Here is a 20,777-nt window from a genome sequence, read left to right as displayed (position 1 = left end):
TGGGGGGCGGCGCGTTAGGCATTGCCTACTTGATACGCATGTCATTCTTTACCGATTTCACGCCGCCGACACCACGCGTGATTTCAACCGCCCGGCTGGCCGCCGATGTCGAGCTGACGAATCCGCTCAACTGAACGACACCCTTGAACGTCTCGACATTGATTTCGGCAACCTTGAGGGCCGGATCGTCGAGGATGGCGGCCTTGACCTTGGTGGTGATGACTGTGTCATCCACATACTCGCCCGTGCCTTCTTGCTTCTGGGTGGAGGCGCAGCCCAGGCTCAAGGCCAGGGTCAGTGCGAGGAGAAGGGATGAGACGGTCTGAAGGGTGGTTTTCATGATGGATACCTCATGGGGTGGGGGGAGGAGTCTTGCCGGTGGACCTAAGCCTTGGTGCGGCCTGTTGGGCGAGCAGGAGCACAGCTGCGCCGAGTCCGGCCATCACGATGCTGTTCACGCTCACAATCGCGGCACCTTCTACATCGCCATACATGTTGTAGAGCCAGCCTCCGGTGACGGCGCCCGCGATGCCAAGCGCGACGTCGATGGCGAGCGCCAGGATCGGGTGGCCCAGCATGCGGCCCAGGGAAAGGCCGGCGAACAGTCCGATCAGTGTCCAGATGAAGTAGTTCATGGTTTTCTCCTGCAGGCGTCATGCCGGTTGAGGACTTGCACGGAATGAACAGGTCAGCGCATCCAGCCCAGCAAGCCCAGCATGGATGCGAGGGCGTGCGCTGTCGGTTCGGCATCGCACATAGGCGCGCCGGCTCACTCAGTCCGGCAAGGTGACGCCCTGTCCGGCCTCGAAGAACTGGTAGTTGTTGCGCCCCTTGGCCTTGGCCTGATACATCGCGATGTCGGCGCTGTGAACGAGGCTGGGCGCATCGTGACCATCGTGCGGGAACACGCTGATACCGATGCTGTAGCTGAGCTGGAGCTCATGTGCTCCGACACGTTGCGGCATGCAGGCGGCGGCGATCAGCTTCTCGGCCACCTGTGCGGCGTCGTGACGCTTGTCGATCTCGTCCAGCAGGATGACGAACTCATCGCCACCCAAACGGCACACGGTATCCATGGCGCGCACGCAGCTCCGCAGGCGGGCTGCCATGAGCTGCAGCAGGCGGTCGCCGACGGCATGGCCGAGTGAATCGTTGATGCGCTTGAAGTGATCGATGTCCAGGTACAGCAGCGCCACCTGTGCGTTGTGCCGCTGGCCGCGCCGGATGGCCTGGGACAGGCGTTCGCTGAGCAGCAGGCGGTTGGGCAGGCCGGTCAGGGCGTCATGCTGTGCAAGGTGCGACATGTGCTGCGCGATGGCACGCGCCTCGCTCACGTCACGAAACACCATGACGGCCCCCTTCACCCGACCATTGCGATCATGCACAGGCGCGGCAGAGTCTTCGATGGCAAGCGCGTGGCCATCGCGCCGGGTCAGGACGCAGCCCGCCGCCAGTTCGACGGCCCGGTTTTCGTCGACGGCCTGCAGTGCAGGACTGACAACGGGCAGACCGGAGCGGTCGCCGACAATGTGGAACACCTCGGTGAGTGGCTTACCCAGGGCTTCGGAACGGGACCAGCCGGTCATCCGCTCGGCAGCAGGGTTGAGGTAGCGGAGCTCGCCCGCCAGGTTGGTGCTGACCACCGCGTCGGCAATGGAGTCCAGGGTCATCTGGGCATCCGCCCCGTCCTGATCCCGTGCCGCCTCGCCAGCCTGAATCGTGGGGCCCGCCGGACCGTGGCGGAGCGACTCCGCCTGCGGGGCCTGGTGGTGATCGCGAAACTGGACGAAACGCTCCAGCATGGCGAGCAGGCACCCCACGGCGGCGGCCGACCGCTTGCCCTCCCCCCGCCGTGCAGCCGGCCCGGGCGTGGGACAAGGAAGCCAAGGCGTATCTGGAAAGCGCGCAAGCAGCGTGTTGAACTGCGTCATCTCTTCCCGCGTGGCCGGATAGGAGAGCATGACGACAATGGCATTCCGATGGCCGAGCAGGAGGCGGTCGAAAGTGGCCAGGTCGCTAGCCTGCAGGACCCGCCAGCGGCCCTTGGCATGCGCCAGGATCGCCGCCCCCATGGCAGCGGCCTCCTGCCCACCTGGCGGATGCGCAAGATCGAGCAGCAGGATGGCTTGCGTGGGGGGCGACGGGACGGGCGCGGCATAGTCTTGCCCACGGTCTTGCCCACTGCCTTGACCATTTTTCGCGGAGGCCGCCCAGGCATGCCGGGGAGCCTGGGCCACACGTGCGCCCTGGGGGCCGCCCTGCTGGCCTGCCTTGAACAGCGGCCGCCCGGTGTCCGTGACGGGATAGGCATGGCGGGCGGCAGGGACGTGACGCAGTCTCATGGCCGCGCACTCATCGGTGCGTCACGGAGTCCTGGCCTGGGAACATCGCGCAGGGTCCCATGCCAGTTGCAACGTTGGGAGCGGCAGCGATAGCGGCGACAGGGCACGAGCAGATTCAGCAGCAGGTCGCGCCAGCGACGCCTGATACGGCATACCGACCCATTGCACAGAGGGCAGATCGGGCGAAGACGCAGGTGTGCGGACGCGCGCACGACAATGGCCGAGCGTTCCAGATAGGTTTTCATGCGGGCTTCCATCGAAAGCCCGGAGCGCTCGCGGTCCGGGCACGGGTCGATGCCGCGACGCCACGCGCGATCACCGTCGCGCGGGAGCGTACGCAGGCTCAGGAGGGTTTCTTCGGGAGAAAACCCTTGTAGCTTTCCTCGAAGCTCTTGATCTGCTTCTCGGCTTCATCCCGGCTGATGCCGTAGGCCTCCTGGAGCTGCCCCAGCAGTTCGGTGCGCTGGCCGGAGATGATGTCCAGGTTGTCGTCGGTCAGTTTGCCCCAGCGTGCCTTGACCTTGCCTTCGAATTGCTTCCAGTTGCCTGCAATGATGTCCCAGTTCATATCGATCTCCTGTTCATCGGAAGCGTGAGGGCGGGGTCGCCTATGCCAGACACAAGGCGCGGGCCACCGAAGATTACTGTCCAACGGCGCGAGGAATTGGCGATGAGTCTGTTTCCGATGCAAGTCAGTGTGCTCACATGCGCTGCGCATGTCGGTACGTTGCCGCACATGCCGGACCACCCCGGCAAAAGCCGGTGTGGTCCTCATTTGGCGGACGGCACGGATGTCACGCATCCAACGGGCATGCCGATCTGGATGGGCAGCATCATCGAGTCACGACGCGCGATGCATGGCAACGCGCACCTCTGTGGTCGCGACTCTTCATGTGTCGAAAACGGCGAGGTTGAAGTGAGTAGCCCTGCTGCAGTCACTGCTTTCCGAAGCGGAGCTTGGCTTGCGCCAGGCAGTTATCCAGCGGAGTCCCCACGACAGACCCACATTTTTCCTTCTCGACTTCGTACTGTGCATCCACCTTGCTCTCGGTCGCCTCACTGCGGGCACCGGTGACTGTATCCTTTGCCTGCTCGCGCGCGCCGTCGACCTTCTGCTTGGCGGTGGTATTGGCTTCGCTGGTCTTCATCTGCAGCTTGGCATCCGCCTTGGCATTGGTCTCTGCTGCTTTGGCTTCCTTCATGCAGAGGCCCTTCGCATCGCGCGCAAGATCGTCACACTTCTCCTTGGACAACGCATAGGCGGCGTCGGCCCTGGCCATGCGAACCTCATAGCGGGTGGTGACGCTGGGCTTGTAACTCTCTTCCAGCAAGGCCCGAGCGATTCGCTCCTTTCCCTTGGCGTCGGCTCGGCAAATATCCTTCTGATTTCCGGACATCTCGGCACAGGCCTTTTTGGCCGAGTTGTACTCGGCGGAGATACTTTGCTTGCCTGCCTTGTAGTCATTTGGAGTCAGATCCTGCGCCAGGGCGTTGGCTGACAGCGCGAAGCCAAATGTCAGGGCAAGCGCATTGAGATTGAGCGTTTTCATATCATTCCTTTGTGTTACAGAGCGAAGAGAGAATGGACTCGCAGCGACACCCACTTCTCTTCTTGGTGTCGCCACGCTCTTGATGGAACGGCAGTACTTCATTCGGGCTTCTTCAGACCCACCACTTCAAGAACGACACGCCGGTCCGGCTGCAGACAGGCGATCACCTGCGCGCTCTTGGCGCCGGCGCAATCGTCAGCCTTGCTCACGGGCTCGGCTTCGCCCTTGCCTTCGGTATGGATGCGGTCGGTACTGACGCCCTTGTTCACCAGGTAGACCCGGACCGAGTCGACGCGCTGCTCTGAGAGCCGCTGGTTGTAGGAGTCGGAACCGAAGCGGTCGGCATGCCCGGTCGCCATGATCATTTCCGGCTCGATGCTGCCCAGCTTGCCGACGAATTCATCCAGGGCCTGTCGCCCCGCCGGGCGTAGCTCGGCCTTGTTGAAGTCGAACAATGTGTCGGCATTCAGCGTGACGCGCTGTGCCACCGGCATGGCCACCGGCACAGGCGCGATGACTGCGGGCGCCGGCGCGGGCGGTGGCGGCGCGGCGGCGGCGACCGGCGCGGCGGGCTCGCATTCCGCCATCGCGTCGGAGGGGCCGGTGCCGGTATGCCAGCACAGGCCGCTGCCACTGCGCACGGCCACGCCGCGCTGGTCGATGAGGTAGCCACGCGGCACTTGGTCCTGAGCCTGAGCCAGTGTCGGAAGGAGTCCGCACAGAAGTGCGCAGGCGAGTGCCACGCCGGTATGTTGGCCAGAGAATGTGTTTGTCATGGTGATTCTCGATTCCTGAGGTTGGTTGTACTGCCTGTTGCCAGCCTGCCGCTCGGGGCAGTCGACACAGGCGAGGGGGAACAATCAAGCGAGACAAAGCCGGGCGGATCGCTGCGGGTGGAGTGGCGGGGGCATCCCGGCCAGGGTGACTGTTTGCGCCATGCTCTCCCAGTCATTCAATTTCTTCTGTGCGCTGGCACGCGTAGGGCGACCCGGCGCCTCAAGGGGTTTGTGCGCCAGCGAACATCGAGCATGCGGTGAGCTGCGTATGCTCATTACGACCACAGGCTGTCGCGCCCGCCGCGCGCCCTGATCGCCCCCGCTGCATGTACGGGCCCGACGGCCCACCTGATTCCCATGCCATTCGAAACCTGGGTCCTCTTCATCGGCGCCCTGTTGATTACCGTGGTTCTGCTCGGTACCACCCTGCGCCGTCTGCCCTTGAGCAGCGCCATGCTCTACCTTGCCACCGGCTACGGCCTCGGCCCGGCCGGGCTGGACCTGCTGACTCCGGACCCCGGACGCTATTCGGACATCCTGGAACGGGCGAGCGAAGTCGCGGTGCTGATCTCCTTGTTCGCTGTCGGCCTCAAGCTGGGCCTGCCGATGCGCGACAAGGGTTGGCGCCTGCCAGTACGCCTCGCCACCCTGTCGATGAGCATCACGGTCGCCTTGATGGCCGCCATCGGAGTATTCGTGTTCGGGCTGTCGCCGGGCGCCGCCATCTTGGTGGGTGCCATCCTCGCGCCAACCGATCCGGTGCTGGCCTCGGATGTCCAGGTGCTGGAGTCCAGCGACCGGGACCGCCTGCGCTTCAGCCTGACCGGAGAGGGGGGCTTGAACGATGGCGCAGCCTTTCCCTTTGTCATGCTGGGACTGGGCCTGCTCGGCCTGCACGATCTGGGCGAGGCAGGCTGGCGCTGGCTGGCCGTGGATGTGCTCTGGGCCATCGCCGCCGGGCTCAGTATCGGTGCGGCCTTGGGCGCGCTGATCGGACGCCTGGTGGTCTATCTGCGCAGTCATCACCAGGAATCGGTGGGCTACGACGAATTTCTCGCACTGGGCCTGATCGCCCTGGCCTATGGCTTCGCACTGCAGGTTCAGGCCCTGGGCTTTCTCGCCGTGTTCGCCGCCGGGCTGGCCTTGCAACGCGTGCAGGAGGATCGGCCCGCCAGGAACAGACCGGAGGTGGCCTCTGCTGCCGGGCCGCACAACAAACAGACGCGCGAAGCGCTGGCCACGAGTCACAGCTATGCCGGTGCCTTCATGATGCAGGAGGTCCGTGGGTTCAACGATCAGTTGGAGCGGATCGCTGAAATCGCCATCGTGGTGGTGACCGGCGCCATGCTGTCCTACACCGTGTTCTCGGCCCGCGTAGCGGGTTTCATCCTGCTTCTCCTGCTCATCGTGCGCCCCCTGGCAACCTGGCTGGGCTTGCTGGGGGCCGGCGCTTCGCGTGACCAGCAGGTTCTCATCTCCTGGTTTGGCATCCGTGGCATCGGCTCCATCTACTACCTGATGTACGCCATCAATCGTGGGTTGGAGGCATCGCTCGCCCGCGAGATCATTGCTTTCACCCTCGGAACGGTGGTGGTCTCAATCGTGCTGCACGGCATCTCGGTCACGCCTTTGATGAACCTCTACATGCGCCGCGCGAAACGCGGGACGAGCTCCGGACCATCACATAAAGACTGAGGCCATGCTGTGTTCGCCAGCGCGCAGACGCTTCATGGCAGGCCAGGCAGACTGGTCTCGATACGGATTACGAACGAGGAGCCCCCTGTGCCAAGAAGCCTTCACGCCCCGGCGTGCAACATGCTGCTGGCAGCGCTGGTCAACAAGGATTACCAGCGCTTCGTCGGTCGCTGCGACGCGGTGCAACTGGAGTTCTCCGATGTGCTGACGATGCCGGGTGAACTGATCCGCCACGTGTACTTCCCCATCCGCAGCTTCATCTCGCTGACCACTCCGGTTGATGGACACACCAACCTTGAAGTCGGATTGATTGGTGACGAAGGCATGCTGGGGGCATCCCTGGTGCTCGACGTGGATGTCTCGCCCTGGCATGCCCTGGTTCAGGGTGCGGGCCCGGCGCTACGCATGGACGCAGCGCTCTTCCGCCACGAGTTCCGCCACTGTGTGGCCTTGCAACACCGTCTGCGGCGCTACCTCTCGGTTCAGATGCGCCAACTCGCCCAGGAGGTGGTGTGCACCCGCTACCACGTGGCAGAGGCTCGCCTCGCACGCTGGTTACTGATGACGCAGGACCGTGCGCACTCGCATGAGCTGCGCATGACGCAAGAGTTTCTGTCCTACATGCTGGGCGTGCGCCGCGTGGGCATCACCAAGGCCGCCACGGCGTTACAGAACGACGGCCTGATCAGCTATCACCGCGGCAAGCTCATGATCCTCGACCAGAAAGGACTGGAGGCGGCATCCTGTTGCTGCTATGCCATTGACAAGGCCAGTTACGAGATGACTATGTCCACTAGAGCGTGTTCGCAGTAGATAGTCGCGTGCAACTGACGCCGCTCTTCGACTTCGTGCCGATGTATCTCGATCGGGAGATGATTGTCCGTAGCTGCAAATGGCAGCGAACGGGCGAGCGCGAGCTCTCGGACTGGAACGTGATTCTGGGAGCAATGAAGATCAGCGAGGGCGACAAGCTACAGGTTGCACGTGAGTTGCGGGATTTTGCGGATCTGCTAGGTCACCTCGATGGAGTCATGCAGGAGTGTGGTGTCGAAAACCACATCATTGAGCTTTGCATGCCGGCGATTGTCTTGGCATGCAATCGTTTGACGGACGTCGCGATTCAAATTTGAGCTTTTCTTGTTTGCAAGCAAAACGCCTCATGGCGAAGGGCCACGAGGCGTTTTCTTATCTGCGAGCTTGCTTCTGTTTACTTGCAAGTTATGGGGTCAAAACTTGCACCTTATGGGGCACAACTTGCAGCTTATGGGGTAACCCACATTGGGAGGGGGTTCTCCCGGGAGCAAGCTAGCCGCAGGTGCCGACCGCACCGCAGGCGGTGCAGAAGTCGCAGCCGTCCTTGCGGATGACTGCGTGGTTACCGCATTCGTTACACAGCCCCCCTTGCATGAGTTTCGGTTCGTCCTCGCTGCGGGGGGCTTCGAGAATACCCATCTCGCGCGTCGGGAAGCCGTTCTCGTCGAGCACGCCCAGCATGGCGTAGCGGTGGATGACCAGGCGGGCGAGGTAGGCCACGGTGCTGGGCCAGTTCTGCTGGCGGCGGGTGCCTGGGACGAAGGCCATGAAGTCGCCCAGGGGTTCGGGGTAGTTGAGCAGCTTGCGCAGCTTCATGCCGATCCAGGCCGGGTCCATGACACGCATGTCCAGCGCGAGCAGGCGGGCCAGGCCATCGAGGGCGCGCGGGTAGCTGCCCGACAACCACATCGAGTAGGGGCGCGTCATGCCGTCGGGCAGGGTGATCTCCTTGAGGCCCAGTACGAAGTCTTCGCCGGTGGCCGGGTTGCTGATGTCCACGGTCCATGACAGGGTGCCGTCGGTGCCGGTCTTGGGTTCGGCCACGCTGAATACCGCGTCGAGCACCGGGGTGGGGCCTTCTTGCTCGAAGGCGCCCAGCTTTTCGCAGCGGTAGCGCACGATCTGGGCGAAGGCCGACACCACGCCGGGTACGCGCCGGCGCTCGCCGTGGGGTGGGAAGGGGATGTCGAAACCGCCGCTATGGCCGGCTTCGCCGACCGTGGAGGCCAGGGTGTCGAGCTTCAGTTTGAGCCAACCGCGGTCGTTGGCGCGCATGTCCATCGACAGTGTCTTGGCCAGCGCGCCGAGGCCGCGCGGTTGGTCGGCACCATTGACCCACACCTCGAAGGGGAAGGTGCCACGCGTGCCGACGTCACCATGGGTATCGGTGTGGCCGACGAAGATGGCGAAGGAGCCTGAGGGGCTGTCGAGCATGTAGGTCCACGAGGTGTTGCCGTCCGGCAACTCCGGACGGCCCGGCCAGCGCAGGCTGGACAGCACGGGGGCGGGCAGGGTCGGGATGGTCAGGCGGCGATTGGCGTCGCTCACGACGACGTCATGGGGCGCCTTCTTCTCGGGTGACTCGGTCGTGCTCACCGATAGCACCGAGCCCAGCACGCTGTTTGGGCGGTAGGTGGCAAGACCCTTGAGACCGGCTTTCCAGGCCGTCAGGTAGAGGTCCTCGAAGTCGGCATAAGGGTAGTCGGCCGGGACGTTCACCGTCTTCGAGATGCTGGTGTCTACATACGGCGCCACGGCGGCGACCATGTCCTTGTGGGCCTGGGCGGAGATTTCCAGTGCAGTCACGAAGGAGGGCGGCAGGGCGTCAACATTGCCGCCGAGGTGGCGATACAGGCGCCAGGCGTAGTCCTCGACCGCGTACTCCTTGTGGGTTCCATCGGCCATGCGCTTCCTGCGCGTGTAGGTCCACGAGAACGGGGGTTCGATGCCGTTCGAGGCATTGTCGGCGAAGGCCAGCGAGATGGTACCGGTGGGCGCGATCGACAGCAGGTGCGAGTTGCGGATGCCGTGCTTGCGGATGGCCTCTTTGATCTCGGCCGGCAGGCGCGAGGCGAAGTTGCCGCCGGAGAGGTAGAGATCGGCGTTGAACAGCGGGAAGGCGCCGCGCTCGCGTGCCAGTTCCACCGAGGCGAGATAAGCGCGATCGCGCATCAGGATGCTGATCTCGCTGGCTTTGGCGCGCGCCTCGGGCGTGTCGTAGCGCAGGCCCAGCATGATCAGGGCGTCACCGAGTCCGGTGAAGCCCAGGCCCACGCGGCGCTTGTTCATCGCCTCGCGCTGCTGTTGTGGCAGCGGCCAATGGGTGGCATCGAGCACGTTGTCGAGCATGCGTACCGAGACCTCGACCTCCTTGCCAAAGGCGTCGGCATCGAAGCGGGCCTGGGCCGAGAATGGCTCGCGCACATAGCGCGTGAGGTTGATCGAGCCCAGGCAGCAGCAGCCGTAGGGGGGCAGGGGCTGCTCCGCACAGGGGTTGGTCGCCTCGATGGTTTCGCAGTAGTAGAGGTTGTTGTCCTTGTTCATGCGATCGAGGAACAGGATGCCTGGCTCCGCGTGGTCGTAGGTCGAACGCATGATCTGGTCCCACAGCTCGCGCGCGCGGACTTTGCGGTAGACCCACCAGCCATCCTCCCGCTGGTAGGCGCCTTCATCTCTGATTTCGGTACCGGGCTCGGCGCGGTGCGCCAACTCGACGTCACCGTCGCTCTCGACGGCTTGCATAAACACGTCGGTCACGCCGACCGAGAGATTGAAGTTCGACAGATCGCCCTCGTCCTTGGCATGGATGAAGGCCTCGATGTCCGGGTGGTCGCAGCGCAGCACGCCCATCTGCGCGCCGCGTCGGGCGCCGGCGGACTCCACCGTCTCGCAGGAGCGGTCGAACACGCGCATGTAGCTCACCGGGCCGGAGGCGCGACTCTGCGTGCCGCGCACCATGGCGCCGACCGGGCGGATGCTGGAGAAATCGTAGCCGACGCCGCCGCCGCGGCGCATCGTCTCGGCGGCGTGTGACAGCGCGGTATAGATGCCGGGGCGGCCATCCGCCTCCTCGGTGATGGAGTCGCCCACTGGCTGCACGAAGCAGTTGATCAGCGTGGCGGCCAGGGTGGTGCCAGCGGCGGAATTGATGCGCCCGGCCGGCACGAAGCCATTCTCCTGCGCGGCCAGGAAGCGCGCCTCCCAGTGCGCGCGCCGATCTTCCTGCTCCACCGCAGCGAGGGCGCGGGCGACCCGCTGGCGAACCTCGTGGGCGCTGGTCTCGTTGCCCTTGGCGTACTTCTCGACCAGCACTTCGCCGGCGATCTCCTGTTCGCTGAGGGTGTCGATAGACTTGGGGCGGGTGTCCTGTGTCATGGTGGTACTCCGGGACGGGCGCTGAGGGAAAGCGACGAGCTGTGGTGGCGGACCGCTTGCGGGGCGTGCGGGGGCGGCCTAAGCGTGGGCCGGGCTGCCCAGCGCCAGGGCGCCGATGACTTGTTCGAGTTGCCCCTGCACCTGTTCCATCAGCACGGGCAGGATGGCAGGGTCCAGTCGCGCGAGCTCAAAAGCCTCTTCGTGGCAGCCGATCGTCTCGCTGGTGATCGGCAGCCCGTCGCCCATGCACTGGGCCACATGGACCGCGATGTTCAGCAGGGCGGCTTCGGCCGCGAACTCGCCGGCGAGAGGTGGGCTCAACTGCCCGCCCACGATGGCGCCAAAGCTGAGTGGCAGGCGCCAGGACAGGGCCAGGGCGGCTCCGACCTCGGTGTAGTCGCAGCCGACGATCGCGCGCTCCTGTTCGGCGCGGGCTTCCAGGCTGGCCGCCGGCATGTCGAGCAGGATGCCCATGAGGTCGGGCACCGCCTGGTACATGACCAAGTGACCCAGGTCGGACAGCAGGCCGATCACGAACATCCGCTCCGGCTCGCGTTCCCCGTGCTGGTGGGCCAGCGCCCGGCACAACAGGGCGCGCGACACGCTGCCGCGCCAGAAGCGCGGCATGTCCATGTGCTGGGTGTGGATTCCGCCAAAGCTGCCGGCCAGCATGCTGGCCAGCACGATCTCGCCGACCTGGCCCAGTCCGATCAGGCTGATCGCGCGGGTTAGTGTCTCGATCTTGCGCGGGAATCCGTAGAAGGCGCTGTTGGCCATGCGCAGCAGGGCCGCGGAGAGGGCGGGGTCCTGCGCGATCTCGTTGGCCAGCACGTTGACCGATACGTCGGGATCGTCGAGCAGCTCGCGGATCCGGTAGTAGAGCGTCGGCAGACTGGCCAGCTTGTCTAGGCTGGCAACGAGTTCCTGGGCTACAGGCATGGACGACCTCGTGCGGCGGGACCGGGCGCCGCCGAGGCGGCGCGAAGCCCCCATTGTATGCCGCAGGGGGCCGGCGCGTCAGGTTGCCGCGGGCGTCTGCCGTTTGTTGAGCAACACCAGCTCGCAGGACACCAGGCGCTCAGCCGGCTGGATCGCCTCCAGGGTCACTGTCTGGTCGGGGCCGGGGGCCACGATGGACATGCCGGGGCTGACGTCGCCAATCGGGGCAATCAGGCCCGGCGCGCCGTTGAGCTGCGGCGCATGCGGCAGCAGCAGCACCGGCACAGGTTGGGTCTGGCCGTTGGCGAGCTGGCGCGTCATGGTGGCCGGCGCACACAGCTTGCTGACCAGTTCCAGGCTCAGTTCGAAGTCGCCCCCGGTGACGCTGCGCGCGTTGCGCGTGACGCACAGGTAGATATCGTCCTCGTCATGTGGGCGCAGGGCGACCAGCTCGCCGAGGGCGATGGCGCCGACCTTGCCTTCGACGAGCTGGATGCCGAAGCCGGCCGGGTTTTCGTCGAGGATGTTCCATTCCGTGCTGGGCGGGCCGCTGCGGCCCGACGGGTCGGTCTTGCCGTGGGTGCGGCGGAGCGCTTCATGGGCGAGGAAATGGCGCACCGGGTCGAAACCCACCACCAGCTCCGCATTGCGCTGGGTGCGCGACAGGTTGTGGCGGCGGATCTGCGGCTCGGACCATTGCTCCACACAGCGTGCCAGCATGAAGACATAGCCGCTGTCGCCGGCGGCCAGGGGCAGGCCCAGGCGGGTCGGTGTCTCGCCGCGGCGCAGCGCGGTGATCTGTTGCTTGATCGTCTCCAGCAGCGGGCGGCAATCCAGTACCTTGTCGCCCGGTTTCAACTGATGGTCGCGGCGCAGGCGGCGCGGCCCGCGCGCGGATTCGTCGAACAGGAAGATGCCGGGGCCGAAGTCGGGTGCGCTGTCGGAAAAGCTGCACAGGTGGCCGAAGCGCTCGACGAAGAAGCGCAGGTGCGCCAGTTCCGAGGCTTCCATGTTCACCGGATCGGCCAGCGCCATCAGGCTGGCCTGCTTGATCACGTTCTCCACCGTGTCCTTGCTCGTGCGATCGGGGCGGTGGTGGGCATGCTTGTGCGCCTGGGCCGAGGCCAGCAGGGCCACGAACTGCCCCCAGCGTCGCGACGAGCCGGAGGAGCCGGCGCGATGCGCCAGCGCGGCGCGGCGATGGATCATCTGTGCGGCACGCAGGCTGGCCGTCTCGAAGGCGCGGCGCAGCAGCAGGCGCTCCATCGTGTCGCCAAAGTGCAGGGCGAGATCGTAATAGGCTTCCCCCAACTGTTTGAGCAGGCGATCGGCGCGCCCGGCCGCGTTACGAACCTGCTGACTCAAAGGCTGGCGGGCGCCTTCCAGCGAGCGTTCGAGCTGGCGGATGGTGGGCTCGGACTGGCTCAGCAACTGCTCCAGCGTCTTGAACGTGGCGCGTGGGCCGGGCCGCTGGTGCTGCAGTTTGCGCACGCGCAACGTCATCTGCTCGGCCACCTCCAGCGGTTGGTCCTGGGGCAGATCGTTGAACCAGCGGGACTGCTCGTCGGGGGAAAATCCTTCTGCTTCAGAACGCAGGCGTCCCGGCAGCAGGTTCTTGAATGGGGCCATGGGTCCAGTCAGTGTCAGGAGGTCGGGCATTGCGGATACATATCAAAAATACCAAATATGCATTGATTATGCGTAGCTCCCACGGCAAGTACAGCCGTGACCAGCCGGGCGCGACGAATGGGCCCAGGGGGGCGAGGCGTGGCCAGATCAGCCTTGGCGGGAGGGCTCCGCCTCGATCAGGTCGCAATAGGCGTGCCAGGTTGCATGGCCGATGATGGGGAGCAGCACGACCAGGCCGGTGTGGAAACTCAGGAAGCCGAGCGTGGTAAGCCCTGCGATCAGGGCCGCCCACAGCAGGCAGGGCAGGGGGTTCTGGGTGACCGCGATGACGCTGCACAGCATGGCGGTGATTGCGTCCTGGTTGCGGTCGAGCATCAGCGGCATGGCGACCACGCTGACCGAGAACACGATGAAGGCGAAGACCAGGCCGACGCTGGAGTAAATGACCAGGAAGTCGAGGTTCTCCAGGCTCAGTACCTGGCCGAGGAAGCCCGACAGGTTGGGCATTTCCTGGGTGTAGAAGAGAGCGAAGGTGATCAGCGAGGCGCGGGCCCAGACCAGGAACACGATGGTCAGGATCAGGCCATATAGGCCCAGGTTGCCGGCATTGCGCCTCCATACGGTCAGCGTGGCCGCGAAGTCCTGTGCCTCGCCACGGGCGCGGCGGCGGCTGATCTCGTACAGGCCCATGGCCAGGAATGGCCCCAACAGCAGAAAGCCGGAGGTCAATGCCGAGGTGTAGGCATAGGCGTGCTCGAAGACGAGCGTGATGGCGAAGCCCATGGCGGCATAGCAGAAGCCGAAGAACAGGCTGGCCTGCAGGTTGTGGCGCAGGTCCGAGCAGCCGGCGCGCAGCCAGCGTAGCGGCGCGAACAGGGACACGGTCCGCACGCGTGGAAAGGGCTTGTCTGCGGCCGGTGTGTCAGCCGCGTTCTCTGTGGGTTGCTGCGACACGCTTTCCCCCTTTGGTGTCGGGACCACGCCTGCGCGTTGCGCGGCATGGTTCTTTGTCTATGTGGCCGGCATGGTGCCATGCCGGCCGCAGACAGGAAAGCGGCGCCGCGTCACGGGCGTGGCGCGAGGGTGTCAGGCGGGCAGATCGGGGGTCAGCAGACGCTCGATCAGGGCGATGCGGTCGCGCACGATCAGCTTGTGTTTCTTGAGGCGGCGTAGCGTGAGATCGTCGCCCAGCGGTTCGTGGCACAGGCGCGCGATGTTGTCGTCGATCTGGCGATGCTCGTCACGCAGGTTGTCCAGTCGGTGACGCAGGCTCATGGCGCTGTCTAGGCTTGCATTCATCATTGCTGTCTCCAGGTTCCGCTCATTCCTGTCGTTAAGACAACTGCGCCCCGTGATTCAGTTCCTGCAGTCGCCACACTGTTTTACATCGGCGGCTGGATTTGCCGGAACTTGAGGCCGTAGACACGGCCATAGGGTTAACGCCTGTTCGCTTCGTCTGATCGTGCTACGTAGTGAACCGGTGCCGCCCCGATGTCCCCGCCCTTCGCACCCGCGTCTGGCTCAACTGGCAGAGGAGGAGTCACCATGAAGGTCGTGTTCAACAACCCTATCCTGTATGTTGTAGCCTACCCCGCAGTCGATGCTATTGAGGTTATCGATAAGAGGCGTGGCCGTGGTGCTCTCCTGTCCGGAGGGACGGCGGAACGATTTCAGAGCGAGTTGCAGGACGCACTGAGCCATGGTGACGAAGATGAGGATCTCGACGTCTGCCTGGACCAGTTCGAGTACCTGATGACCCAGCCCGCGATCTACCAGTAAAGCAGGCCTTGCCCGTGCGCCGGGCCTGCCCGGCGTACAGGCATGAACAAGGCATTCGTCAAGGAATCCGAAGAGGATGATGAAGACGGCGCATCCGCTGCGCCGCAGCTTCCGCCCGGAAGCAAGAACTACATGACGCGTCGCGGTTTCGAGCGGCTCAAGGCTGAGCTCGACCACCTGCTCAAGGTGGAGCGCCCCGAGGTGGTGAGCATCGTGTCCTGGGCCGCCTCCAATGGCGACCGCTCCGAGAATGGCGACTACATCTACGGCAAGCGCCGCCTGCGCGAGATCGACCGCCGCATCCGCTTCCTGATCAAGCGCCTGGAGTCCGCCACCGTGGTGGAGCCGGCTGAGCAGGAGAACATTGACCAAGTCTTCTTCGGTGCCACCATCGTGGTGTGCGACGCGGAAGGCGTGGAGGCCACCTATCAGATCGTCGGCGTCGACGAGGCCAATGCCTCGGAGGGCCGCATCAGTTGGATCTCGCCCCTGGCACGCGCGCTGATCAAGGCGCGCGAGGGCGATACGGTGCGCTTCCAGAGCCCGGCCGGCCTGCGCGAGATCGACATCGTCGAAATCCGCTACGAATGAGGGTCCGGCTACCAAGCCTGCTGGCGATGACGGCGCTGTTGGCTGGCTGCAGCGTGTCGCCGTCCTATTACTGGCAGGCGGCGAGCGGCCAGATCGAGCTATGGCAGCGCACCCGGCCGGTGGCCCAAGTGTTGGCTGACGAGACCACGCCGCCCAGCCTGCAACAGCGCCTGCACTTGGCGCAGCGCATGCGCGATTTCGCCAGCGCGGCACTGGCCCTGCCAGAGGGCGATAGCTACCGCCTCTATGCCGATCTGCAGCGGCCCTACGTGGTGTGGAACGTGTTCGCGACGCCCTCCCTGTCCATGCGGCCGCAGGAGTGGTGTCTGCCGGTGGCCGGCTGCGTCGGTTACCTGGGCTACTTCGCGCAGGCCGACGCCGAGGCGCATGCGGCGCGGCTGCGCAGTGCGGGCATGGATGTACATGTCGGCGGCGTGCCGGCCTATTCCACCCTGGGCTGGTTCGACGATCCGCTGCTCAACACCTTCATCCACTGGCCGGAAACCGAGCTGGCGCGCCTGATCTTCCACGAACTGGCGCACCGTCTGCTGTATGTGAAGGGCGACACTGCCTTCAACGAGTCTTTCGCCACTGCGGTGGAAGAGATCGGTGTGCGGCGCTGGATGGCTCAGCCCGGTAAGGCTTCGCTGACCGAAGGATTCGAGCGCGCGCAGCGCATGCGGGCGGACTTTTCCGCGCTGGTCTTGAAGTATCGCGATGCGCTGGAACAGCTTTACGCCAGCGATGCAGCGGAGGCGGTCAAGCGCGCGCGCAAGGCCGAGCTGATCGCGGCGCTGCGTGCTGAATATGCCCAGGTGAAGGCGCAGCGCTGGGGTGGCCTGGCGGGCTATGACCGCTGGTTCGGCCAGGACATCAACAACGCGACCCTGGCCTCGGTCGGCCTCTACCGGCGTTGGGTGGCCGCCTTCGAGGCGCTGTACCGGCAGCAGGGGCAGGACTTGCCACGCTTCTATGCCGCGGTGCGCGAACTGGCCGCCTTGCCGCAGGCGGAACGCGATGCGCGCCTGCAGGCGCTGCTGGAGAGCGCTACCTGAATGCAGCCGGCGCGTGGCTGAGGCACAATCCGCGCCTGTCCAAGAAAGCTCGCATGATGACCTCCACTGTTCCCTCCGATCTTCCTCCCGACCCGCTGGCCGCGCTGGCGCATGCCGATGTGCAGACGCAGGCTGCGCGCCTGGTCCAGGAAGCTTTCAACGCCGCTTTCCGCCTCTCGTTGGAGGGCTCCCCCGAGCAGACCGAAGCCGCGCTGGACAAGCTGGCCCGCCATCTCGACGAGTGGGCCACGATGGCCACGCACGACGAGACCCTGTTGCGCCGCGCCTTGCTGCTGGTCGGGCTGGACCAGTGGGGCCTGGCCTTCATGCAGGCCTTCGGCAGCGGCGGCCTCAGCGGCCTGTCGGTCCTGCTGGGGCGTTTGCGCGACGTGCTGGAGATCGACGACGAGGCGGCCTGCCAGCAGTACTTCGCCCGCATTCAGGCGGAGGAGGCCTGTGCGCTGGATTTCAAGATCGCCCTGCGGCGCGAGCTGCATCTGACGCTGTGGCACGCCATGATCGCCTGCGAGTCGCGCGAGGACGCGGTTGCGCTCCTCAAGCAATTGGGCGGCATGATGCTGGCACTGACGCGCGACATGCCCACCCAGGGCTGGCGCCTGGTGGCCGATGCGCTGGCGAGTATCCAGATCCGCTGTCTGACCCATGGCCTGGCCGTCGATGGGCTGGCGCAGGAGATCACCCAGGAGCTGTTTGCCTCGCTCTATGCGGGCATGGAGGAGAGCATGCGCAGCCGCACGATGCAAGCCTCCTCGCAGGCTGTGGTGGCCTGGCAGCAGGCGCGGCGGGCCACCCAGCACTGAGCGGCCGGGCGGGGCAAGGGCCGGCGAGTTCGCGTATCCTTGGGGAGTCATCCACACACCCCGATTCGTGATGCCCTTCCTGCCGCCCTTTATCGCCCCGCTGCGCTTTTCCGACGCCGACCAGGCGCTCGCCCAGGTCCGTTACATCTATGACCACAGCATTGCCCACCTGCGCGATGCGATGCAGCGCTTCGTGGCGGGAGATGCGGTGTTCGGCCAGATCGGGGGCGATCATCTGCGGGTTCGCGCCTGCTACCCCTACGTGCGGGTGCATACCGATACCGTGGTGCGCAAGAACCACGCGGAGAAGCGCCTGTCCTACGGTTTCGTAGCGGGGCCGGGGCGTTACGAAACCACGCTGACGCGGCCCGACCTGTTCGCCGACTACTACCACAACCAGTTTCGCCTGCTGCTGCAGAACCATGGCGTGGAGCTGGAGATCGGCACCAGCGCGCAGCCGATTCCGATCCATTTCTCCTTCAGCGAGCATGACCACGTCGAAGGCAGCATGAATGCCGAGCGCCGCCTGCTGATGCGCGACGTGTTTGATCTGCCGGACCTTGCCGCCATGGACGACGGCATCGCCAACGGCACGCACGTCACGCCACCCGGTGGCGCCCATCCGCTGGCCTTGTTCACCGCGCCGCGCGTAGATTACTCGCTGCAGCGCATGCGCCACTACACCGGTACTTCGCCGGAGCACTTCCAGAACTTCGTGTTGTTCACGAACTACCAGTTCTACATCGACGAGTTCATCCGCATGGGCCAGGAGCTGATGAACGATCCGGTTGGTGCCTACGATGCCTTTGTGCAGCCGGGCAATGTGGTCATGCGCCGCCAGGGGTTGCCGGCCGAGCCCAACGATGCGCTGGGCAAGGCGCCACCGCGCCTGCCGCAGATGCCGGCCTATCACCTGGTGCGGGGTGATCGTGGCGGCATTACGATGGTAAACATCGGGGTCGGTCCGGCCAACGCCAAGAACATCACCGATCACATCGCGGTGCTGCGCCCGCACGCCTGGATCATGCTGGGGCACTGCGCCGGTCTGCGCACCACGCAGGAGCTGGGCGACTATGTGCTGGCCCATGCTTACGTGCGGGAGGACCACGTGCTGGACGAGGAGCTGCCGCTGTGGGTGCCCATTCCCGCGCTGGCTGAAATCCAGCAGGCGCTGCAGCACGCGGTGGCCGATGTCACCGGCCTCTCGGGAGGCGCACTCAAAGGCTTGCTGCGCACCGGCACGGTGGCGACCACCGACAACCGCAACTGGGAACTGCTGCCCGACAACACGCCGCAGCGCCGCTTCAGCCAGAGCCGCGCGGTGGCGCTGGACATGGAGAGTGCCACGATCGCCGCCAACGGTTTCCGCTTCCGCGTGCCCTACGGCACCCTGCTGTGCGTGAGCGACAAACCCCTGCATGGCGAGATCAAGCTGCCCGGCATGGCCAACCACTTCTACCGCGAGCGTGTCGACCAGCACCTGCGGATCGGCATCCGCGCGCTGGAGATTCTGCGTGAGCGTGGCCTCGATGCGCTGCATAGTCGCAAGCTGCGCAGCTTTGCCGAAGTCGCCTTCCAGTAGGCGCTGGATGCGCAGGCTCTGGTGCTCCCTCGCCGCATTGTTGCCGAGCCTGGCGGCGGCGCAGTACTACGACTGCCGTGGCTTCGACGACAAGGCGCTGTGCAAGCTGCTGAACCGTTATCCGGCAGTGAAGGACCTGCCGGTGATCGACGCCGCGCGTGCGCTGAGCCTCTACCAGGGCAAGCGCGACTATGCCGAAGACCTGATGGAGGATCGCCCGTGGGTGGTGCGTGGGCGAGTGGCCGTGGTCAGCGAGAAGGCGGGGCGGGTGACGGTCATGCTCAGCGAGGGGGAGGCCGCCGTCGATACCGTGCAGCTCCAGTTGTACGCCAGCCACCCCCAGGCGGGTCCGGACGGGCGGGTGGCCAGTCGCAGCGCCAAGCACGTGGCGGCGGAACTGGCGGTTGGCCAAGAGGCTGTCTTTCAGTGCGTGGGGGCGGGCCTGGCTGGCAAGCAGCCACTGTTCCGCCATTGCGTGTTGTGGAAGTAGCCCGCCGCTCGATTTTTCGGGCTGTCCCCAAAAACAAAGCCTCCGCAAGGGAGGCTTTGTTTTTTCCATGCGGCCATCGTGAGGGTGGCACGCGCAACGTACAGGCGAAGGCTTAGAAGCCGGTCACGTCGCTCTTGCTGATGTCGCAATTGGCGGTGTTCCAGAACTCGCCATTGTTGACCTGGGCCTCGCCCGGCTGCACGCCGATGGCTTGCACGCAGACCTTAGGCTTACCCAGGGAGTAGCCCTTGATCTTCATGTTGCGCACGGTGGCCTTGTCGCCGTAGTTGGAGTTCAGGCGCAGCACGTAGCCTGCACTGCCATCGGGCTTGGCCACCGGGCCGTTGATGGTCACGTAGTTCGCCACCAGGTTGCGCGGTCCGCCGTTGTTCTCGCAGTTGCCGCAGGAGGCCCAGAAGCGCTGGATCGTGCCGTAGGTGTTGAAGTTGCTGACGTTGATGGTGCTGCCCTTGCCGTTGTGCTGGAACACCTTGTCTTCGGCGTGCGAAGCGGAGCCGCCGACGATGGTCATCGTCTTGCCGCTGCCGCCCAGCATGGTGGCGGCGTCTTCGCAGACGTCTTCCCACACCACGTTTTCCATGCGGCAGTTGCCCTTGCAGTGGATGCCATCGGCCGAGTTCTTGTTGATGCGCAGATTCTTGATCGTGGCGCCATCGGCCAGGGTCAGGACGGGCGCCTGGCCTTCCGCTTGCTCGCCGCAGGCCGTGCCGATGGTGATGCCGCCGCAGTCGACCGTGCCGCTGATGGTGCTGCCAGCCTTACAGACGCCGCTACCACCCGAGCTGGACGAGCTGCTGGAGGAGGAGCTGCTCGACGAAGAGCTGGAGGAGGAGCTCGAAGAGGAGCTGGAACTCGACGAGGAGGAGGAACTGCTGGACGACGAGCTGCTCGACGACGAACTGGAGGACGAGGAGCTGGAGGACGAGGAGCTCGACGAACTGCCGCTGGCGATCGAGCATTCGTTGACGCCGCCGGCGATCTTGCCGCCGAAGGTGGCCTCGTTACAGACGAAGCTGCCGCTGAGCGTCTTGTAGAGGAACTGGTCGGCGCGACCGAAAGCGACCTGGGTGTTGGCGGCAACCGAACAGGTGGCGCCTTCCTTGCAGATGGTGACCCAGCCCTTGGGGCGGTTGGCGGCTTCAGCCGTGGTCGCGAACGAAGCGACCGCGACCAGGCTCGCCAGGAGGAACCTGATGTGCATGACTTGTCTCCGATGTCTTTGTGATTGATGCCGCCGCCTGTGTGGGCGGATCGGTTTTGGTGCAACTTTCGTATTATTGGAAATCAATCCGCAGGAAGCAAACCGTGCTGCAGCATCG

The 20,777-nt window shown here is 65.0% G+C and carries 21 protein-coding genes; 9 read left to right on the top strand and 12 right to left on the bottom strand.

Annotation, left to right across the window (positions count from 1 at the left end):
* Positions 1-25 precede the first annotated feature (25 nt).
* From NMB43_RS13340 to NMB43_RS13315, 6 genes are all read right to left on the bottom strand, one after another.
* Positions 26-340 carry a BON domain-containing protein gene (locus tag NMB43_RS13340; protein WP_494348657.1) on the bottom strand — a complete coding sequence of 105 codons (315 nt, stop codon included), beginning with the start codon at positions 338-340 and terminating at the stop codon, positions 26-28.
* 10 nt (positions 341-350) lie between these two features.
* Positions 351-635 carry a GlsB/YeaQ/YmgE family stress response membrane protein gene (locus NMB43_RS13335; RefSeq protein WP_494348656.1) on the bottom strand — a complete coding sequence of 95 codons (285 nt, stop codon included), beginning with the start codon at positions 633-635 and terminating at the stop codon, positions 351-353.
* A gap of 138 nt (positions 636-773) precedes the next feature.
* Positions 774-2,342, bottom strand: a complete 1,569-nt coding sequence (locus NMB43_RS13330; RefSeq protein WP_494348655.1) for a diguanylate cyclase domain-containing protein — start codon at positions 2,340-2,342, stop codon at positions 774-776.
* 343 nt (positions 2,343-2,685) lie between these two features.
* Positions 2,686-2,910, bottom strand: coding sequence for a CsbD family protein (locus NMB43_RS13325; RefSeq protein WP_494348654.1), 225 nt, complete (start codon positions 2,908-2,910; stop codon positions 2,686-2,688).
* Between the two features lie 367 nt (positions 2,911-3,277).
* Entirely contained in the window at positions 3,278-3,892 is a 615-nt protein-coding gene (locus tag NMB43_RS13320) for a hypothetical protein (RefSeq protein WP_494348653.1), read from the bottom strand.
* A gap of 98 nt (positions 3,893-3,990) precedes the next feature.
* Positions 3,991-4,668, bottom strand: coding sequence for an OmpA family protein (locus NMB43_RS13315; protein WP_494348652.1), 678 nt, complete (start codon positions 4,666-4,668; stop codon positions 3,991-3,993).
* 357 nt (positions 4,669-5,025) lie between these two features.
* Here NMB43_RS13315 and NMB43_RS13310 point away from each other — a divergent pair, with 357 nt between their 5' ends.
* The 3 genes from NMB43_RS13310 (at position 5,026) to NMB43_RS13300 (ending at position 7,493) form a co-directional block, all read left to right on the top strand.
* Positions 5,026-6,363: a cation:proton antiporter gene (locus NMB43_RS13310; RefSeq protein WP_494348651.1), complete on the top strand. Its 1,338-nt coding sequence runs from the start codon at positions 5,026-5,028 to the stop codon at positions 6,361-6,363.
* Positions 6,364-6,483: 120 nt separating this feature from the next.
* Entirely contained in the window at positions 6,484-7,176 is a 693-nt protein-coding gene (locus NMB43_RS13305) for a Crp/Fnr family transcriptional regulator (RefSeq protein ID WP_494348650.1), read from the top strand.
* 8 nt (positions 7,177-7,184) lie between these two features.
* On the top strand, positions 7,185-7,493 hold the full coding sequence (locus NMB43_RS13300; protein WP_494348649.1) for a hypothetical protein: 309 nt from the start codon (positions 7,185-7,187) through the stop codon (positions 7,491-7,493).
* Between the two features lie 175 nt (positions 7,494-7,668).
* On the opposite strand, the gene NMB43_RS13295 is transcribed toward NMB43_RS13300, so the two are convergent.
* The 5 genes from NMB43_RS13295 to NMB43_RS13275 form a co-directional block, all read right to left on the bottom strand.
* Entirely contained in the window at positions 7,669-10,551 is a 2,883-nt protein-coding gene (locus NMB43_RS13295) for an adenosylcobalamin-dependent ribonucleoside-diphosphate reductase (protein WP_494348648.1), read from the bottom strand.
* 78 nt (positions 10,552-10,629) lie between these two features.
* A complete protein-coding gene (locus tag NMB43_RS13290; protein ID WP_494348647.1) occupies positions 10,630-11,490 on the bottom strand; it encodes an HDOD domain-containing protein in 861 nt (286 codons plus the stop codon).
* A gap of 78 nt (positions 11,491-11,568) precedes the next feature.
* Positions 11,569-13,119, bottom strand: a complete 1,551-nt coding sequence (locus NMB43_RS13285) for a cyclic-di-GMP receptor FimW-related protein (RefSeq protein WP_494348646.1) — start codon at positions 13,117-13,119, stop codon at positions 11,569-11,571.
* A 147-nt stretch (positions 13,120-13,266) separates the two neighbouring features.
* Positions 13,267-14,073 (bottom strand): DUF2189 domain-containing protein, encoded by an 807-nt coding sequence (locus NMB43_RS13280; protein ID WP_494348645.1) that lies wholly within the window; start codon positions 14,071-14,073, stop codon positions 13,267-13,269.
* Positions 14,074-14,205: 132 nt separating this feature from the next.
* Positions 14,206-14,421 (bottom strand): YdcH family protein, encoded by a 216-nt coding sequence (locus NMB43_RS13275; RefSeq protein WP_494348644.1) that lies wholly within the window; start codon positions 14,419-14,421, stop codon positions 14,206-14,208.
* A gap of 243 nt (positions 14,422-14,664) precedes the next feature.
* Between NMB43_RS13275 and NMB43_RS13270 the strand changes: the two genes are divergently transcribed.
* The 6 genes from NMB43_RS13270 to NMB43_RS13245 all read left to right on the top strand — a co-directional run bounded on the left by NMB43_RS13270 (position 14,665) and on the right by NMB43_RS13245 (position 19,437).
* Positions 14,665-14,898, top strand: coding sequence for a DUF3567 family protein (locus tag NMB43_RS13270; RefSeq protein WP_494348643.1), 234 nt, complete (start codon positions 14,665-14,667; stop codon positions 14,896-14,898).
* Positions 14,899-14,940: 42 nt separating this feature from the next.
* Positions 14,941-15,489, top strand: a complete 549-nt coding sequence (gene greB / locus NMB43_RS13265; RefSeq protein ID WP_494348642.1) for a transcription elongation factor GreB — start codon at positions 14,941-14,943, stop codon at positions 15,487-15,489.
* Positions 15,486-16,544 carry an aminopeptidase gene (locus NMB43_RS13260; RefSeq protein ID WP_494348641.1) on the top strand — a complete coding sequence of 353 codons (1,059 nt, stop codon included), beginning with the start codon at positions 15,486-15,488 and terminating at the stop codon, positions 16,542-16,544. The genes greB and NMB43_RS13260 overlap by 4 nt, the downstream gene beginning before the upstream one ends.
* Positions 16,545-16,597: 53 nt before the next feature.
* Positions 16,598-17,365 carry a hypothetical protein gene (locus NMB43_RS13255; RefSeq protein WP_494348640.1) on the top strand — a complete coding sequence of 256 codons (768 nt, stop codon included), beginning with the start codon at positions 16,598-16,600 and terminating at the stop codon, positions 17,363-17,365.
* A gap of 70 nt (positions 17,366-17,435) precedes the next feature.
* Positions 17,436-18,947: an AMP nucleosidase gene (locus NMB43_RS13250; RefSeq protein ID WP_494348639.1), complete on the top strand. Its 1,512-nt coding sequence runs from the start codon at positions 17,436-17,438 to the stop codon at positions 18,945-18,947.
* A 7-nt stretch (positions 18,948-18,954) separates the two neighbouring features.
* On the top strand, positions 18,955-19,437 hold the full coding sequence (locus NMB43_RS13245) for a hypothetical protein (protein ID WP_494348638.1): 483 nt from the start codon (positions 18,955-18,957) through the stop codon (positions 19,435-19,437).
* A 112-nt stretch (positions 19,438-19,549) separates the two neighbouring features.
* On the opposite strand, the gene NMB43_RS13240 is transcribed toward NMB43_RS13245, so the two are convergent.
* Complete coding sequence (locus NMB43_RS13240) at positions 19,550-20,659, bottom strand: pectate lyase (protein ID WP_494348637.1); 1,110 nt, start codon at positions 20,657-20,659, stop codon at positions 19,550-19,552.
* Between the last annotated feature and the right edge of the window lie 118 nt (positions 20,660-20,777).

This window comes from Uliginosibacterium sangjuense, assembly GCF_059132465.1.
This window is presented reverse-complemented; position numbering and strand designations above follow the sequence as displayed.

Excerpts from the sequence above, each read along its gene's own strand:
- NMB43_RS13245 (WP_494348638.1), top strand. The coding sequence starts at position 18,955 with ATGCGCAGGCTCTGGTGCTCCCTCGCCGCATTGTTGCCGAGCCTGGCG.
- NMB43_RS13260 (WP_494348641.1), top strand. The coding sequence starts at position 15,486 with ATGAGGGTCCGGCTACCAAGCCTGCTGGCGATGACGGCGCTGTTGGCT.
- NMB43_RS13270 (WP_494348643.1), top strand. The coding sequence starts at position 14,665 with ATGAAGGTCGTGTTCAACAACCCTATCCTGTATGTTGTAGCCTACCCC.
- NMB43_RS13255 (WP_494348640.1), top strand. The coding sequence starts at position 16,598 with ATGATGACCTCCACTGTTCCCTCCGATCTTCCTCCCGACCCGCTGGCC.
- NMB43_RS13325 (WP_494348654.1), bottom strand. The coding sequence starts at position 2,910 with ATGAACTGGGACATCATTGCAGGCAACTGGAAGCAATTCGAAGGCAAG.
- NMB43_RS13285 (WP_494348646.1), bottom strand. The coding sequence starts at position 13,119 with ATGGCCCCATTCAAGAACCTGCTGCCGGGACGCCTGCGTTCTGAAGCA.
- NMB43_RS13315 (WP_494348652.1), bottom strand. The coding sequence starts at position 4,668 with ATGACAAACACATTCTCTGGCCAACATACCGGCGTGGCACTCGCCTGC.
- NMB43_RS13305 (WP_494348650.1), top strand. The coding sequence starts at position 6,484 with ATGCTGCTGGCAGCGCTGGTCAACAAGGATTACCAGCGCTTCGTCGGT.
- NMB43_RS13250 (WP_494348639.1), top strand. The coding sequence starts at position 17,436 with ATGCCCTTCCTGCCGCCCTTTATCGCCCCGCTGCGCTTTTCCGACGCC.
- NMB43_RS13290 (WP_494348647.1), bottom strand. The coding sequence starts at position 11,490 with ATGCCTGTAGCCCAGGAACTCGTTGCCAGCCTAGACAAGCTGGCCAGT.
- NMB43_RS13330 (WP_494348655.1), bottom strand. The coding sequence starts at position 2,342 with ATGAGACTGCGTCACGTCCCTGCCGCCCGCCATGCCTATCCCGTCACG.
- NMB43_RS13320 (WP_494348653.1), bottom strand. The coding sequence starts at position 3,892 with ATGAAAACGCTCAATCTCAATGCGCTTGCCCTGACATTTGGCTTCGCG.
- NMB43_RS13295 (WP_494348648.1), bottom strand. The coding sequence starts at position 10,551 with ATGACACAGGACACCCGCCCCAAGTCTATCGACACCCTCAGCGAACAG.
- NMB43_RS13310 (WP_494348651.1), top strand. The coding sequence starts at position 5,026 with ATGCCATTCGAAACCTGGGTCCTCTTCATCGGCGCCCTGTTGATTACC.
- NMB43_RS13275 (WP_494348644.1), bottom strand. The coding sequence starts at position 14,421 with ATGATGAATGCAAGCCTAGACAGCGCCATGAGCCTGCGTCACCGACTG.
- NMB43_RS13240 (WP_494348637.1), bottom strand. The coding sequence starts at position 20,659 with ATGCACATCAGGTTCCTCCTGGCGAGCCTGGTCGCGGTCGCTTCGTTC.
- NMB43_RS13335 (WP_494348656.1), bottom strand. The coding sequence starts at position 635 with ATGAACTACTTCATCTGGACACTGATCGGACTGTTCGCCGGCCTTTCC.
- NMB43_RS13340 (WP_494348657.1), bottom strand. The coding sequence starts at position 340 with ATGAAAACCACCCTTCAGACCGTCTCATCCCTTCTCCTCGCACTGACC.
- greB (WP_494348642.1), top strand. The coding sequence starts at position 14,941 with ATGAACAAGGCATTCGTCAAGGAATCCGAAGAGGATGATGAAGACGGC.